Origin of the sequence: Halegenticoccus tardaugens, assembly GCF_004116405.1 — an archaeon.
Lineage (GTDB): Archaea > Halobacteriota > Halobacteria > Halobacteriales > Haloferacaceae > Halegenticoccus > Halegenticoccus tardaugens.
This window is the reverse complement of the sequence record NZ_SDIC01000004.1, coordinates 563,152-578,735: the sequence shown is the minus strand read 5'-3', so window position 1 is coordinate 578,735 and position 15,584 is coordinate 563,152. Positions and strand designations below refer to the sequence as shown.

Here is a 15,584-nt window from a genome sequence, read left to right as displayed (position 1 = left end):
GTCAGCCCGATTCCTGCGTCTGGCTGTGGTCCTCGAAGTGCCCGAAGACGTCCGTCACCGCCGGGGTCGCCCCCTCCTCGGAGTAGACGGTGAGGAGGTCGCCCGCGTGGATCTCGGTGTTGCCGCGCGGCATGATCGGGTCCGTCTCTCCCTCCCGCTCGACGGCGACGATCAGGATCCGATCGCCGAACAGATCCTCGTTCGCGGCCTCCTGGATCGTCATCCCGACGATCGGCGCGTCGTCGCCGACGCGGATCTCGAACACCTCGGCGTGCTCGCCGATCCGCATGTAGTCGACGATGGAGGGGCGCTTCACCGCGCGGTAGAGGTACTCCGCGATGAGCCGCTGGGGGTTCTCCATCGTGTTCACCCCGATGCGCTTGAACAGCCCCATGTGCTCGGGGTTGTGCACCACGGTGACGATGTCGGGGACGTCAAGTTCCCTTCCGAGGAGACAGACCATGATGTTCGTCGCGTCCTGATCGGTCGTCGAGATGAGCGCGTCGGCGCGCTCCGCGCCGGCGTCGACGAGCGTGTCCTTCACCGTCGCGTCGTCGTTGAGGACGAGGCAGTCGTAGTCCGCGGCCGCCCGTTCCGCCTTGCGCTCGTCGCGCTCGATGACGACGACCTCGTTTCCGCCGGCGGTCGCGATCTCGATCAGCGGACCGCCGATGTTGCCCGCGCCGACGATGACGATGTACATCTCCAGCCGATGTGCGACCGGTGGGATTCAAAACCTTTTCACTTCGTTCTCGCCCGCGCGGTCCCCGTCCGACTACTCGACCGCGCTCGCCGCCCTGACGATCTCGCGCTCGCCGAACGCCGGTCCGATGAGCTGGAGGCCGACCGGAAGGCCGTCGGCCTCGCCCGCCGGAACGGAGATCGCTGGGAGGTTCGCGAGGTTCACCGGGACGGTGTTCGCGTCGATGAGGTACAGCTGCAGGGGATCCGCGAGGCTCTCGCCGAGCTTCGGCGGGAGGACGGGCATCGTCGGCGACGCGAGCACGTCCGCCTCCGACAGCGCCCGGTCGAAGTCCCGCGCGATCCACGCCCGGGCGTCCTGCGCCTTCTTGTAGTACTTGTCGTGATACCCCGCCGAGAGCGCGTACGTGCCGAGCAGGATCCGCCGTTTCACCTCGGGGCCGAAGCCCTTCTCTCGCACCCGCGCGAACGCGTCGTTCCAGTTGCCCCCCCGGCCCGCGTCCGGCGAACCCTCGCCGCTCGCGTCGTTCGCGGAAACGCCGTACCGGACGCCGTCGTAGCGCGCGAGGTTCGAGGACGCCTCGGACATCGCGATGACGTAGTACGCCTGCACCGCGTGTTCGAGCGATTCGAGGCTCACCTCGGTGATCGTCGCGCCCTCCGATTCGAGGTCGGAGACGGCGTCGCGGAACGTCTCCACGACGCGCTCGTCCGCGCCCTCGATGAGGTCGGAGACGACGCCGACGGTCATCCCCTCCACGTCGCCGTCGGCGGCGCTCGCGCACTCCGCGTCCGCGCCGGGGTCGCGGGTCGTCGAGTCGCGCTCGTCCGGTCCCGCGATCACGTCGAGCAGCTCGGCGGCCTCGTGGACGGTCGGCGCGAGCGTGCCGACCTGTTCGAGACTGTTGGCGTAGGCGACCAGCCCGTACCGGGAGACGAGACCGTAGGTCGGCTTGATTCCGACGACGCCGCAGAAGGCGGCGGGGTTGCGGACCGATCCGCCCGTGTCGGTGCCGAGCGCGAGGTCGGCCTCGCCGGCCGCGACGGCTGCGGCGCTCCCGCCGGAGGAGCCGCCGGGGACGCGCGATTGGTCCGCCGGGTTCCGCGTCGGCCCGTACGCGGACGTCTCGGTCGTGCCGCCCATCCCGAACTCGTCCATGTTGGTCTTGCCGACGATCGTCGCGCCGGCGTCCTTGATCCGCGCGACGACCGTCGCGTCGTACGGGGGGACGTAGTCTTCGAGCATCGCGGAGCCGCACGTCGTCCGGAGCCCCTCGGTGCTTAGGTTGTCCTTGACGGCGACGCTCTTTCCCGAAAGCGGCCCCTCGGCGTCGCTCTCGACCGTCTCGCGGGTTACGAACGCGTTCAGGTCCGACATCTCAGGACACCCGCGGCCCCTTGAAGTACCCCTCCTCCGTCTCGGGCGCGTTCGCGAGCGCCTCCTCCTGCGACAGGCACTCTCGGGGATCGTCCGGCCGCATGACGTTCACGAGGTCGGACGAACCCTCGACCTCCGGTACCTCGTCCAGCGCGTCGAAGTACGCGAGGATGTCGGCGAACTGCGCGGCGAACGCTTCGACCTCCTCGGCGTCGAGATCCACCCGCGCCAGCTCCGCGACGTGGCGCACCTCCGCTGCGTCTACGGGCGAGTCGCTCATACTTCGAGCGTGCCCCGGATCGGGAGTAAGGGTTTCGGTGCGGTCTCGGACGACGCTCGTCCGCCGTCTACGCCGTTCGTTCACCGTTTTTCACCGTATTCTCGCCGTGGTCCGGACACCAGATTTAAGACGATTCGGGCTGTAGAAAGACCCGTACCGCCCACCAGAGAGTATTCTCGCCCACCATTCAAACACATGACAGAGAGCGTCCGAAGACGCACGACCGAGAGCGAGCGCGAGCGTCCGAACGCGGACGAAGACGAGCGTGAGCTCCGTTGTCCGGAGTGCGGCGGTCGGCTCGCGACGGACACGGAGCACGGCGAAACCGTCTGCACCGACTGCGGGCTCGTCGTCGAGGAGGACTCGGTCGACCGCGGCCCAGAGTGGCGCGCCTTCGACGCGGCGGAAAAGGATCAAAAGTCCCGCGTCGGCGCGCCGACGACGCAGATGATGCACGACAAGGGTCTGTCGACCAACATCGGCTGGCAGGACAAGGACGCCTACGGGCGGTCGCTGTCCTCGCGTCAGCGCGAGAAGATGCAGCGGCTTCGGACGTGGAACGAGCGGTTCCGCACGCGCGACTCGAAGGAGCGGAACTTGAAGCAGGCGCTGGGGGAGATCGACCGGATGGCGAGCGCGCTCGGGCTGCCCGAGAACGTCCGCGAGACCGCAAGCGTCATCTACCGCCGCGCGCTGAGCGAGGACCTCCTGCCGGGGCGCTCGATCGAGGGCGTCGCCACCAGCGCGCTGTACGCCGCCGCGCGACAGGCCGGCACGCCCCGCAGCCTCGACGAAATCGCCAGCGTCTCCCGCGTCGAAAAGGACGAGATCGCCCGCACCTACCGCTACGTGGTGCGCGAACTGAATCTGGAGATCCAGCCCGCGGACCCCGAGCAGTACGTCCCGCGGTTCGCGTCGGACCTCGACCTCTCCGACGAGGCCGAACGCCGCGCCCGACGGCTCCTCAAGGGCGCGAAGGAGGCTGGGATCCACAGCGGGAAGAGCCCGGTGGGGCTCGCGGCGGCCGCCGTCTACGCGGCGGCGCTGCTCACCAACGAGAAGGTGACCCAGAGCGAGGTGAGCGACGTCGCGAGCATCAGCGAAGTCACCATCCGAAACCGGTACCACGAACTCCTCGAAGCCGAAGAGCGGGCCGGATTGGCGTAAGTCGCGCTCGCTGATCGGTCTTCGGCACCGCTCTCTTCTCTCGTCGCTCCTCCGTCGACGGCGTTTCGTAACGTCGAAGCCCCCGCCCCGTCACCGTCGTCCACATGGAGACGACCCGTCACTTCACGGCGACCGTCTACGTCGTCAACGACGGCGCGACGGCCTTACACGAGCACGGTCGGCTCGGCATCCGCCTGCCGCCCGGCGGCCACGTCGACCGCGACGAGCTCCCCCACGAGGCCGCGTTGCGCGAGGCCAGGGAGGAGACGGGGTTAGAGCCGACCCTGCTCGTCGATCAGCCGGACGTCAGTTCGCCGACCGCGCGGACGATCCCGCGGCCGCGGCACCTCCTCCTCGAAGACATCAACGTCCACGACGGCGCGGTGGGACACCAGCACATCGACCACATCTACTACGCGACCGTCGAGAGTCGCGAGATCGACCCCGACGACGGTGAGGAGGACCCCGACGCGTGGGAGTGGTACACCGCCGCGGACCTCCGCGATCGCGGCCTCGACGCGGACGTGGCGGAACTGGGGAGGGAGGCGATCGACGTCGCCGCGGCGGAGCGGCGAACGCGGTGACGGAGGGCGCGCAGGCGGCTTCCAATCCGTTCAGTTATCCAGAGATATGTCTGGAGATCTATCTATATATCTTACATCCACTACGCAGGCCGTTTCCGCTCCTCGGGGACCGCGACGACACGACGAACGTTCATATCCGATGACGAGGCCAGCGCCGATATGATCTGAGAAATCGCCGCGAAACGGTCCGCGAGAGCGCGACGAGCCGTTTCGCGATTCGCCCGCGTCGCCTGTTAGCCACGTTGAGAGCCCGCACCGACCAGCGATCGGACGTACCGCCCGACGTGATCGTCCATCCGGCGCTTGAAGCCCGCCCGTCGGGCCAGCCGATCCAGTTCGCGCGAGACGAGGCTCCCGTACTGGACCGCCTTCTTGTCCGCCCTCGCGACGGGTTCGGGGAGTAGCCCCGCCGCCGCCCGCCGGAGCGCGACTTTTCGCACCCCGTCCGCGACGAGGAGCGACTCCGGTACACGGAGCGCGGTTTCGACGACCCGGTCGTGCAAGAGCGGCGCGACCGGTTCGACGCCCGCCGCGCGGAGCGCGAGCACGTCGCGCTCCAGTTGCTCGGGGAGCGTCGCGATCACCTCGCGCGTCGCGCCGCGAACCGTCCCCGCCTCGACGCGTGGGTCGTCGGGGGCGTTGGCGACCTTCGCGTACCCGCCGAATAGCTCGTCGGCCCCCTGGCCGACCGCGAGACGATCGAAGCCGTCGGCCGCGACGCGCTCGGCCACGAGATACAGCGGGAGCGCGATGCTCACGTCCATCGCGTTCGTCCGACCGGTCGCTCGAACGATCTCTGGGATCGCCCGTTCGAGATCCGCGTGGGTCAGCGTGACGACCCGGAGGTCGCGCCCCATCGCCTCGGCCGCCGAGCGCGCGGCGTCGACGTCGTGCGACTCGGGGAACCCGGCGACGTAGCACGGCGCGTCCGCCACGCCGGCCGCGACGAGCGCCGAGTCGACGCCGCCGGAGAAGGCGACCGCGAGGCCGTCGGCGTCGACCTTCCGTACGCTCGTCCGGACCGCCCAGTCGACGGCGGTTTGCGCGTCGTCCGGCGACGCCGCCGCCGGAGTCGGAAGGGTCCAGAGCTTTTCGTCCCCGCGAGGATCCCGGGCGTAACCGGCGGGGACGGCCGCCGGATCGTCCAGATCCGCGCGATCGAAGCTCCAGCGACTCGGATCGTCCGCTTCGGAGAACAGGGTTCGTCGCCCGAGCACGTCTCGAAGGAGGCGACCGTCGAGACGGCCGGCGAAGCCCGCGGTCCCGGGGAACGGCTCGCGTCGGGCGAGCGCGTCGCGGACGAGTTCGGCGGACGCCCCGCGGAGCGTCGGATCGGTCGTCACAGGTACTGCGCGAAGCCGCGCTTTAGGCGGCGCTTCGCCCCCCCGGCGGCCTGTCGAAAGCTGATGTGCCACGGGGTGCGGGAGCCGACGACGCTCGTCCGCCCCGCGGCGATAGCGTCGAGGATGTCGTCGACGGAACGTTCGTCGGCGGCGACCTCCGTGACGGCCTGACCGATCATCTCGCCGATGTGGGCGTCGCTGCCGGCGGTCATCGGCACGTCGTGAGCGACGGCGAATCGCTCGGCCCGGCGGTTCGCCCGCCCCGTCAGGAGCCGAGAGTTGTACACCTCGACGGCGTCCGCGCTCGCCAACTGGTCGCGGGAGACGTGCGGGGCGACGCCGTGTCTCGACTTTTGGAACGGGTGCGGGACGACGGCGATACCGCCCTGCTCTCTGATACGGTCGAGCGTCTCGTCGAACGAGAGTCCCGCGGAGACGAGTTCGTCGACGCCGAACGCGAGCACGTGTCCGGCGGCGCTCGTCACTTCGACGCCCGGGATACCGACCAGCCCGTACTCGGACGCGCGGTCGGCGGCTTCGAGGCTCGCGTCGATCTCGTCGTGGTCCGTGACGGCGAGGGCGTCGAGTCCGACGGCCGCCGCTTGCTCGAGCAGCAGTTCCACCGGGTCACGCCCGTCGTAGGACAGCGCCGAATGCGCATGCAACTCGACCGATAGCACGGCTGGCCGTTGTCTCGGTCCGTAAAAAAGCTACCCGATCCGATCGTCCCGCGGAGGGACGACCCGGTCGAACGTCACCTGCTCGACACCAGGCTCGGAAGGATGATGAACACGGTGAGCGCGACCGCGACCGCGACGCCGATTCCGTAGAGCACGATCGGCTCTGTGACGCCGCTGTGTTGCAACTCCGCGACGAACTCCGGTCCGATCACTACCAGCCCGCCGATCGCGAGCAGAATCCCGATGATCCCCCAGATGCGTGCTTCGTCCATTGGTCGGTGTGAGACGATCGGCGTCTAAAGAATTACCGGAATTACCGGGCGCGCTGCGATCGTTCATGCACGTGCGTGCATATGAAAAGAGATTAATCGGGTCGTTATGAACAAGTAAGTGGATGAGCCTCCCCGACGCGGACTACGACCTCATCGCCGCGGAACTCGGACGGGAGCCGACGCCCGCCGAAACCGCGCTGTTCGAGAACCTGTGGAGCGAACACTGCGCCTATCGGTCGTCCCGACCGCTGCTTTCGGCCTTCGAATCGGAGGGCGAACGGGTCGTCGTCGGTCCCGGCGACGACGCGGCCGTGGTCGCCCTTCCGTCGCACGGCGAGACCGCCGACGGCGAGATTTACGTCACACTCGGCATCGAGAGCCACAACCACCCCTCGTACGTCGACCCCTTCGACGGGGCCGCGACGGGCGTGGGCGGCATCGTCCGCGACACGCTGTCGATGGGCGCGTACCCGATCGCCCTCGCGGACTCGCTGTACTTCGGACCCTTCGACCGCGAGCACTCCCGGTACCTCTTCGAGGGCGTCGTCGAGGGGATCAGCCACTACGGAAACTGCATCGGCGTGCCGACGGTCGCCGGGAGCGTCGACTTCCACGAAGGCTACGTCGGCAACCCCCTCGTCAACGTCGCCTGCGTCGGCCTCGTCGCCGCGGATCGGCTCGTCACCGCGGAGGCGCAGGCGGCGGGCAACAAGCTCGTGCTCGTCGGCAACGCGACCGGACGGGACGGCCTCGGCGGCGCGAGCTTCGCCAGCGAGGACCTCGCGGAGGACGCGGAGACGGCGGACCGGCCGGCGGTCCAGGTCGGCGACCCGTACGCCGAGAAGCTGCTCATCGAGGCCAACGAGGCGCTGATCGACGAGGGGCTGATCCTGTCGGCTCGCGACCTCGGGGCGGCGGGTCTCGGCGGCGCGTCGAGCGAACTCGTCGCGAAGGGGGGCTTCGGGGCGCGGATCGACCTCGACCGCGTCCACCAGCGCGAGCCGAACATGAACGCCGTCGAGATCCTCCTCGCCGAGTCGCAAGAGCGGATGTGCTACGAGGTCCGCCCCGAGGACGCGGCGCGCGTCGCGGAGATCGCGGAGCGCTTCGACCTCGGCTGCTCGGTCATCGGCGAGGTGACGGAGGGCAACTACGTCTGCACGTTCGCGGGGAGCGAGGCGCGGAACGGTGAGGACGGCGACCCGCGAGATCGCGAGGTCGTCGTCGACGCGCCGCCGTCGTTCCTCGCCGACGGCGCGCCGATGAACGACCTCGACGCCGTCGAACCCGAGACGGCCGCGCGCGACCTCCCGGACGCCGATCCGACGGAGGCGTTCGAGGCGGTGGTCGGCAGTCCGAACGCCGCGAGCAAGCGGTGGGTCTACCGTCAGTACGACCACGAGGTCGGCCTTCGAACGGCCGTGCGGCCGGGCGACGACGCGGCGATACTGGCGATCGAGGAGGTCGGAACGGGGCTCGCGATCTCCTCGGGCGCGAATCCGAACTGGACGAGCGTCGCGCCGTACGACGGCGCGCGCGCCGTCGCGCTGGAGAACGCGACGAACCTCGCGGCGAAGGGCGCGACCCCGCTCGCCGCCGTGGACTGTCTCAACGGCGGCAACCCGGAGAAGCCGGACGTGTACGGCGGCTTCGAGGGGATCGTCGACGGCCTCGCCGACATGTGCGAGGCCCTGGAGACGCCCGTCGTCGGCGGCAACGTCTCCCTGTACAACGACTCCGTCTCCGGCCCCATCCCGCCGACGCCGACGCTCGCGATGGTCGGGACGAAAGCGGGCCACTCCGCGCCGCCCGCCGCGCTGTCGGGCGAGGGAACGCTGCTCCTCGTCGGGACCGCCGGCGGGACGCTCGGCGGATCCGAGTACCTCGCGCGGATGGGCGGGAGCGATCGGTTCCCCTCGCTCGCCGAGAACCCCGATGAGGTCGTCGCCGCGCTCGCGGACGTCGCCAACTTCGGTTCGACGCTCGCGGTTCACGACGTGAGCCACGGCGGTCTCGCGGTCGCGCTCGCGGAGATGGTGACCGAAACGACGGGCGCGTCCGTCGCCGTCGAGGACGCCGTCGCGCTGTTCGACGAGACGCCGGGTCGGGCGATCGTCGAGACGACCGCTTCCGACGCGGTTCGCGAGCGCTTCGCGGACGTGGCGTCCGTGATCGAACTCGGCGCGGCGACGGCCGACGGTGCGCTGTCGCTGCGCGTGGGCGAGGAGGATCTCGCGTACGACGCCGAAGGGATCGCCGAGCTTCGGGACGTCATCGCGCGGGAGTTGGACTGACGGGGTCGGCGGGGACGCTCGACTGCGAAAGCGAATCCGCTCTAGGCCAACGCGAGCGGGATCCCGAACGTGACGACGAGACCGACGAACAACACGGCGAACCCGATCGCGACCTGCTGCACCGCGAAGGCGCTCTGGGGGGCGGTCGACCGCTCGCCCGCCGTCGTGTCCTCGGCCTCCTGGTGTTCGAACCCCTCCTCTTCCGCGTCGCGACGTTCGCTCGGCGCGCTCTGGTGGTCGCTCATGCGAGCGGCTACGGAGGCATCGTACAAAAGTACGCGTGGATCGACGCGGGGGCGGACGGCCCCGCTGCCAAATCGATAAATGCGAGGGGCGAGAGCGTCGAAACGGATGACCAGTCACGCCGAGGACGAAATCGACCGGGCCTGGTGGAAGGAAGCGGTCGTCTACCAGATTTATCCGCGAAGCTTCAACGACAGCGACGGCGACGGCGTCGGCGACATTCCGGGAATAATCGAGAAGCTCGATTACCTCGCAGACCTCGGGGTCGACGTCGTGTGGCTCAACCCCGTCTACGAGTCGCCGAACGCGGACAACGGCTACGACATCGCCGACTACCGCGCCATCATGGACGAGTTCGGGACGATGGCCGACTGGGAGGAGCTGTTGGCCGGATTGCACGAGCGCGACATCAAACTCATCATGGACCTCGTCGTCAACCACACCTCCGACGAGCACGAGTGGTTCCGAAGGTCGCGCGAGTCGAAGGAAAACGAGTACCGCGACTACTACGTCTGGCGCCGAGGGCGGACGGACGTGGACGGCTGGACCGGCCACAAGGGCCCCGAAGGGGAGGCCCCGCCGAACGAGTGGGAGTCCTTCTTCGGCGGGCCGGCGTGGGAGTACGACGAGCGGACCGGCGAGTGGTACCTCCACCTCTTCGACGTGAAACAGCCGGACCTGAACTGGGAGAACCCGGACGTCCGGGACGACGTGTTCGAGATGATGGAGTGGTGGCTGGAGAAGGGCATCGACGGCTTCCGCATGGACGTCATCAACCTCGTCTCGAAGCCGCCGAGCGTCGCCGCGAACGACCCGCCGACGAACGAGTCGGACCTCGGCGCGACGATCGACGGCCCGCGCATCCACGAGTACGTGCGGGAGATGAACGACCGCGTCCTCGCGGGGCGCGACCTGCTCACGGTCGGGGAGATGATCGGCTCCGGCATGTCCATGGAGGAGGCGACGGCCTACGTCGGCGAGGACGGCGACGGCCTGAGCATGCTGTTTCACTTCGAGCACGTGCTGCTCGACCGCGGCGAGCGGTTCTGGGACGTCGCCGACTGGAACCTGACCGACCTGAAGGGCGTCTTCTCGAAGTGGCAGTACGGCCTGTCCGACGACGGCTGGAACAGCCTCTATCTGAACAACCACGACCAGCCGCGGATGGTCTCGCGGTTCGGCGACGACGGCGAGTACCGCCGCGAGTCCGCGAAGCTCCTCGGGACGCTCCTGCACACGCTGCGGGGGACGCCGTACGTCTACCAGGGCGAGGAGCTCGGGATGACGAACTGCCGCTTCGAGAGCCTCGACGAGTACCGCGACGTGGAGACGCTCAACCCCGTCCGAAGCGCCCTCGACGGCGGCGAGATAGAGAGCTTCGAGGAGGTGAAGGAGGGCCTGTGGGCCAACAGCCGCGACAACGCCCGAACGCCGATGCAGTGGACCGACGGCGAACGCGCCGGGTTCACCGACGGCGAACCGTGGATCAAGGCGAACCCGAACTGCCGGGAGATCAACGTCGAGGCCGCCCGCGCCGACGAGGACTCGGTGTGGCACTACTACCGCGACCTGATCGACCTCCGGAAGGAGCACGACGTGATCGTCTACGGCGACTACGACCTCCTCCTGCCGGAACACGAGGAGATCTGGGCGTACGTCCGGACCCTCGGCGACGAGCGACTGCTCGTGACGCTCAACTTCTCGGGCGAGGAGACGCCGTTCGAACTGCCTGACCGGATCGACGTCGACGGCGCGACCGTCGAACTCCTCGTCGGCAACTACGGCGACGCGGAGACGAACGTCGAGTCGTTCGTCCTCCGGCCGTGGGAGGCGCGGGTGTATCGGGTGACCTGACCTGACCTGAGGCGACCGGTCCCGACTCGGCCGGATCCGATCCCGCACGCCGTCCTGATCGCTCCTCCTTCCGCAATCGACGGTCGACCCTCCCGGAACGTCGGTCGTCCGAAATTGTCACTCGGTTCCGAGTTTCAGAATCGACGGAGTGAAGGCGCGTCTCGGAGCTATCACGGGTAATGACCGACCCGGGCACGAGACGGTCCTGGTGGAAGGAGGCGGTCGTCTATCAGATCTACCCGCGGAGCTTCAACGACAGCGACGGCGACGGCGTCGGCGACATTCCGGGAATAATCGAGAAGCTCGATTACCTCGCAGACCTCGGGGTCGATGTCGTGTGGCTCACCCCCGTCTACGAGTCGCCGGACAACGACAACGGCTACGACATCGCCGACTACCGCAGCATCGACGAGCGATACGGAACGATGGCCGACTGGGAGGAGCTGTTGGCGGGACTCCACGAGCGCGACATCAGGCTCGTCATGGACCTCGTCGTCAACCACACCTCCAGCGAGCACGAGTGGTTCCGCAGATCGCGGGAGTCGAAGGACAGCGAGTACCGCGATTTCTACATCTGGCGCGAGGGCAGGAGGGTCGACGGCGAGGGCGGCCCCCGCGGGCCGGAGGGGGAAGCCCCGCCGAACGACTGGGAGTCCTTCTTCGGGGGACCGGCGTGGTCCTACGACGAGCGGACCGGCGAGTGGTACCTCCACCTCTTCGACGTGAAACAGCCGGACCTGAACTGGGAGAACCCGGCGGTGCGCGAGGAGATATTCGAGATGATGGAGTGGTGGCTGGCGAAGGGCATCGACGGCTTCCGCATGGACGTCATCAACATCATCTCCAAACCCGAAGGACTGCCGGACGGCGAGGACCCGAACGCCGTCGTCCACGGGGCCGACCAGTACGTCAACGGCCCTCGCGTCCACGAGTTTCTGGGCGAGATGTACGACCGCGTGTTCGCGGGGCGGGACGCGATGACCGTCGGCGAGATGGTCGACCTCTCCGTCGAGGAGGCCCCTGACTACGTCGGGGAGGACGGCGACGGGATGAGCATGGCGTTCAGCTTCGACCACCTGCGGCTCGACTTCGGCGGAAACGGTCGCTGGTCGCGCGGCGAGTGGTCGCTCGTCGAGCTCCGGGAGGTGCTCAGCGACTGGCAGGACGGCCTCGCCGACGACGGCTGGAACAGTTTGCACCTCAACAACCACGATCAGCCCCGCGCCGTGTCGCGGTTCGGCGACGACGGCGAGTACCGCCGCGAGTCCGCGAAGCTCCTCGGGACGCTCACGCACACGTTGCGGGGAACCCCCTACGTCTACCAGGGCGAGGAACTCGGGATGACGAACTACCCGTTCGAGAGTCTGGACGAGGTTCGCGACGTGGACACGCTACAGAACGTCGCGACCGCGAAGCTCGACGGACGGATCGAAACCGAGGAGGAGGCGCTCGACCTCGTGCGGTACCGGAGCCGCGACAACGCTCGGACGCCGATGCAGTGGTCCGCGGCGGAGAACGCCGGGTTCACGGCTGGCGAGCCGTGGATCGGCGTCAACCCGAACTATCCCCGGATCAACGCCGAGCGCGCGCGGGTCGACGGGGACTCGGTGTGGCACTACTACTGCGACCTGATCGACCTCCGGAGCGAGCACGACGTGCTCGTGTACGGTGCGTACGATCTCGTGCTCGCCGACCACGAGGAGGTGTGGGCCTACACCCGGACGCTCGGCGACGAGCGGGCGCTCGTCGTGCTCAACTTCGCGGACGGGAGGTCGCGGTTCGAACCGCCCTCGTCCCTCGACGGCGCGCCGTCGAAACTGCTCCTCTGCAACTACGAGGCGACGGCGAGCGCTGTCGAACCGGTCGAACTCCGCCCCTACGAGGCCCGGGTGTACCGGCTGACGGCGTAGGGTTCCCTTCCGGTCCGCTATCGCACTCGTCCTCTCCGCCTCCGCGACCACCGCCGTACTCGCCCCCTCCGCCACCGCCGTCGTCGCCTCCCGCTCCGCTGCCGTAGTCGAAACCGTCAAACCCGGGTCCCTCGAAGGATCCGATACCGAATGCTGACGAAGCGCATCATCCCCTGTATCGACGTCGACCTCGACGAGGACGGCGACGCCGCGGTCTACACCGGCGTCCACTTCGAGGACCTGAAGTACACCGGCGACCCGGTCGAGATGGCGAAGCGGTACAACGAGGCCGGCGCCGACGAGTTCGTCTTCCTCGACATCACCGCCAGCTCCGACGGCCGCGAGACGATGCTCGACACCGTCTCCCGCGTCGCCGACGAGGTGTTCATCCCGCTGACCGTCGGCGGCGGCATCCGGACCCGCGAGGACATAAAGGAGACCCTCCGCGCGGGGGCCGACAAGGTCTCGATCAACACCGCGGCGCTCTCTCGACCCGAACTCGTCACGGAGGGCGCGGCGGCGTTCGGCAGCCAGTGCATCGTCATCAGCGTCGACGCCCGCCGCCGGTTCGACGAAGAGGGCGAACACTACGAGCGGGTCGACGGCGAGTCCTGCTGGTTCGAGTGCACCGTCAAGGGCGGCCGCGAGGGAACCGGCGTCGACGTGGTCTCGTGGGCGAAGGAGGCCGAAGAGCGCGGCGCGGGCGAGCTGTTCGTCAACTCCATCGACGCCGACGGCACGAAGGACGGCTACGACGTGCCGCTGACGAAGGCGGTCTGCGACGGCGTGTCGACGCCGGTCATCGCCTCGTCGGGCTGCGGCGGCCCCGAGGACGCGTACGAGGTGTTCGCGGACGCGGGTGCCGACGCCGCGCTCGCCGCGTCGATCTTCCACTTCGAGGAGTACACCATCCGCGAGGTCAAGGAGTACCTCGCCGACCGGGACGTCCCGGTCAGACTCTGAGGATCGGCCGTCGGGCCGGGTTCTCGACCCGATCCACCGGGCGATCCGCGGCTGGACCGATCGGGTTCGGCGACGAACGTTGATGCCCTTCGGCGACGTATCCCACCTCCGTCATGAGCGCGTCACCCGACTGGGCCGATTCCCTCGAACGGCATCGCCGCGAGAAGGACGAGTACTTCCGCGATCACCCGCACTCGCCGATCCCGCCGGACGGGCGCGAGTCGTTCGCTGGGTTGAACTACTACCCCCCGAACCCCGACTACCGGTTCGAGCTTCCGCTCTCCGAACACGACGAGAAGGAGAGCGTCACCCTCGCGACGACGACGGACGGCGAACGCGAGTACCTCGAATGGGGCGAGTTCGGGTTCGACGTCGGCGGCGAGGAGTGCTCGCTCCGGGCGTACAAGTCAGATCCGACGGAAGGCGGCTTCTGGCTCCCGTTCCGCGACCGAACGAGCGGCGAGGAGACGTACGGGGGCGGCCGCTACCTCGACCTGGATACGACCGACGACCGGACCGACGGCGGCCTCTGGATCGTGGATTTCAACCTCGCGTACAACCCCTTTTGCGTCTACTCCGAGCGATACGAGTGTCCGCTCGTCCCGATGGAAAACTGGCTGGACGTCCGGATCGAAGCCGGTGAAAAGGCCTACCGCACGTCGGAGAGCTACGAGCCGGACGAACCCTAGATCTCCGCTTCGAGCACGCGAACGCCGCGACCGGTTCGGGACGCTTCGAAGCCGACGAGCGCGACGAAGAGCGACGCGAACGCGCCGGCGAGGACCGCCGCGGTGAATCCCGCGCCGAAGACGACGAGTCCGAGCCCGCCGATCCCGGCGAGAAGCCGGGCCGCGAGGATCGCCCTCGGAATTCGTCCCGGCGCGGCCCAGTGAATCAGCGCGAGACCCAACAGGAACGCCGCGGCGGCACCGCTGACGACGACCCGCTCGTCGACCGGAAGCGCCGCTCCCGCCGCCGCTGCGCGCAGGAGACGCTCGATGCCGATTCCACCCGCGGCGAGGCTCGCGAAGACGATGAGGTGACCGTACCCGTAGACGAAAGAGAGGGCGAGTTCGCGCGCGTCGCTCCGCAGCGCCCGGTTGATGACCGACGCGTCGGCGTAACCGAAGTACAGCCACCACAGACAGACGGCGACGACGAAGCCGCAGACGGCGGTGAAGCCGGTAGCCGGTCCGAGCGGCACGTCGGCGCTCCCTCGCGCAACCCCGACGATGGTCTCGCCGAGGACGATGATCGTGAACAGCCCGAACCGTTCGTCCATGTGCGACTCCTGTGCCGGCACGTCGGGGAGCGTCACGTAGATGATCGGCGACGAGAGGATCTCGATCGTGAGACCGACCGCCCAGAGCGCGTACCGAGCCGGTTCCGGAACGAAGAACGAGCCCACCCAGAAAGCGAGTCCGACGGAGTAGCCGAGCGCGAATCGCCGCGCGAGCGTCTCCGTCCCGGACGCGACCCGACCGGCGAACGCGTACAGCGCCGTGTTGAGCGTTCGGATCGCGAGGTAGGCGGCCGCGAACGCCGCGCTCCCGCCGTGGAACGCCCCGTGGAACGTCGTCGCCCAGACGACGACCCCGAACATCACCAGAAGCGTCGCGAGCGGATAGACGGCGTCGCCGCTGTCGAAGATGTCGCCGTAGTAGCTGTGGGTGATCCACACCCACCAGACCGGCACGAACAGCGCGACGAACTCGACCGCGCCTCCGAGGGAGAGGTTCTCGCCGAGGAGGTGCCCGAGTTCCGCAACCGCGACCACGAACACGAGGTCGAAGAAGAGTTCTAGCCACGTCGCGTGGCGCTCGGGCACCGGTTCCGCGTCGTGCAACGCCGGGGACGAGAGGTACCGCCCCCACCTGCCCACCACGGGGACTAGACACGACGCCCACGAAGATA

General features: G+C 68.6%; 15 protein-coding genes. 7 read left to right on the top strand and 8 right to left on the bottom strand.

What is annotated here, in order from left to right:
• Position 1: 1 nt before the first annotated feature.
• The 3 genes from C3L37_RS13915 to gatC all read right to left on the bottom strand — a co-directional run bounded on the left by C3L37_RS13915 (position 2) and on the right by gatC (position 2,360).
• A complete protein-coding gene (locus C3L37_RS13915) occupies positions 2–703 on the bottom strand; it encodes a potassium channel family protein (protein ID WP_129115208.1) in 702 nt (233 codons plus the stop codon).
• A gap of 72 nt (positions 704–775) precedes the next feature.
• Positions 776–2,080: an Asp-tRNA(Asn)/Glu-tRNA(Gln) amidotransferase subunit GatA gene (gene gatA / locus C3L37_RS13910; RefSeq protein WP_129115207.1), complete on the bottom strand. Its 1,305-nt coding sequence runs from the start codon at positions 2,078–2,080 to the stop codon at positions 776–778.
• 1 nt (position 2,081) lies between these two features.
• Positions 2,082–2,360, bottom strand: coding sequence for an Asp-tRNA(Asn)/Glu-tRNA(Gln) amidotransferase subunit GatC (gene gatC / locus C3L37_RS13905; protein WP_129115206.1), 279 nt, complete (start codon positions 2,358–2,360; stop codon positions 2,082–2,084).
• Positions 2,361–2,555: 195 nt separating this feature from the next.
• Here gatC and C3L37_RS13900 point away from each other — a divergent pair, with 195 nt between their 5' ends.
• Positions 2,556–3,527 (top strand): transcription initiation factor IIB, encoded by a 972-nt coding sequence (locus C3L37_RS13900; RefSeq protein ID WP_129115205.1) that lies wholly within the window; start codon positions 2,556–2,558, stop codon positions 3,525–3,527.
• Positions 3,528–3,631: 104 nt separating this feature from the next.
• Positions 3,632–4,111, top strand: a complete 480-nt coding sequence (locus C3L37_RS13895) for an NUDIX hydrolase (RefSeq protein ID WP_129115204.1) — start codon at positions 3,632–3,634, stop codon at positions 4,109–4,111.
• 233 nt (positions 4,112–4,344) lie between these two features.
• Here the strand turns inward: C3L37_RS13895 and C3L37_RS13890 are convergent, their stop codons facing one another.
• From C3L37_RS13890 to C3L37_RS13880, 3 genes are all read right to left on the bottom strand, one after another.
• On the bottom strand, positions 4,345–5,454 hold the full coding sequence (locus tag C3L37_RS13890; protein ID WP_129115203.1) for an asparagine synthase-related protein: 1,110 nt from the start codon (positions 5,452–5,454) through the stop codon (positions 4,345–4,347).
• On the bottom strand, positions 5,451–6,134 hold the full coding sequence (locus C3L37_RS13885) for a CehA/McbA family metallohydrolase (protein ID WP_129115202.1): 684 nt from the start codon (positions 6,132–6,134) through the stop codon (positions 5,451–5,453). Before C3L37_RS13885 ends, C3L37_RS13890 begins: the two co-directional genes overlap by 4 nt.
• A 74-nt stretch (positions 6,135–6,208) precedes the next feature.
• Positions 6,209–6,406, bottom strand: a complete 198-nt coding sequence (locus tag C3L37_RS13880) for a hypothetical protein (RefSeq protein WP_129115201.1) — start codon at positions 6,404–6,406, stop codon at positions 6,209–6,211.
• Between the two features lie 122 nt (positions 6,407–6,528).
• On the opposite strand from C3L37_RS13880, the gene purL reads away from it, so the two are divergent.
• Entirely contained in the window at positions 6,529–8,700 is a 2,172-nt protein-coding gene (gene purL, locus C3L37_RS13875; RefSeq protein ID WP_129115200.1) for a phosphoribosylformylglycinamidine synthase subunit PurL, read from the top strand.
• Between the two features lie 41 nt (positions 8,701–8,741).
• On the opposite strand, the gene C3L37_RS13870 is transcribed toward purL, so the two are convergent.
• Positions 8,742–8,945, bottom strand: coding sequence for a DUF7550 family protein (locus C3L37_RS13870; protein WP_129115199.1), 204 nt, complete (start codon positions 8,943–8,945; stop codon positions 8,742–8,744).
• Positions 8,946–9,051: 106 nt separating this feature from the next.
• Here C3L37_RS13870 and C3L37_RS13865 point away from each other — a divergent pair, with 106 nt between their 5' ends.
• The 4 genes from C3L37_RS13865 to C3L37_RS13850 all read left to right on the top strand — a co-directional run bounded on the left by C3L37_RS13865 (position 9,052) and on the right by C3L37_RS13850 (position 14,359).
• On the top strand, positions 9,052–10,797 hold the full coding sequence (locus C3L37_RS13865; protein WP_129115198.1) for a glycoside hydrolase family 13 protein: 1,746 nt from the start codon (positions 9,052–9,054) through the stop codon (positions 10,795–10,797).
• Positions 10,798–10,976: 179 nt separating this feature from the next.
• Positions 10,977–12,707 (top strand): glycoside hydrolase family 13 protein, encoded by a 1,731-nt coding sequence (locus tag C3L37_RS13860; RefSeq protein ID WP_129115197.1) that lies wholly within the window; start codon positions 10,977–10,979, stop codon positions 12,705–12,707.
• Between the two features lie 150 nt (positions 12,708–12,857).
• Positions 12,858–13,670: an imidazole glycerol phosphate synthase subunit HisF gene (hisF, locus tag C3L37_RS13855; protein WP_129115196.1), complete on the top strand. Its 813-nt coding sequence runs from the start codon at positions 12,858–12,860 to the stop codon at positions 13,668–13,670.
• Between the two features lie 113 nt (positions 13,671–13,783).
• Positions 13,784–14,359, top strand: coding sequence for a DUF1684 domain-containing protein (locus tag C3L37_RS13850; protein ID WP_129115195.1), 576 nt, complete (start codon positions 13,784–13,786; stop codon positions 14,357–14,359).
• On the opposite strand, the gene C3L37_RS13845 is transcribed toward C3L37_RS13850, so the two are convergent.
• Positions 14,356–15,555: a low temperature requirement protein A gene (locus tag C3L37_RS13845; RefSeq protein ID WP_129115194.1), complete on the bottom strand. Its 1,200-nt coding sequence runs from the start codon at positions 15,553–15,555 to the stop codon at positions 14,356–14,358. The two genes, C3L37_RS13850 and C3L37_RS13845, sit on opposite strands and share 4 nt — an antisense overlap.
• Positions 15,556–15,584 lie beyond the last annotated feature (29 nt).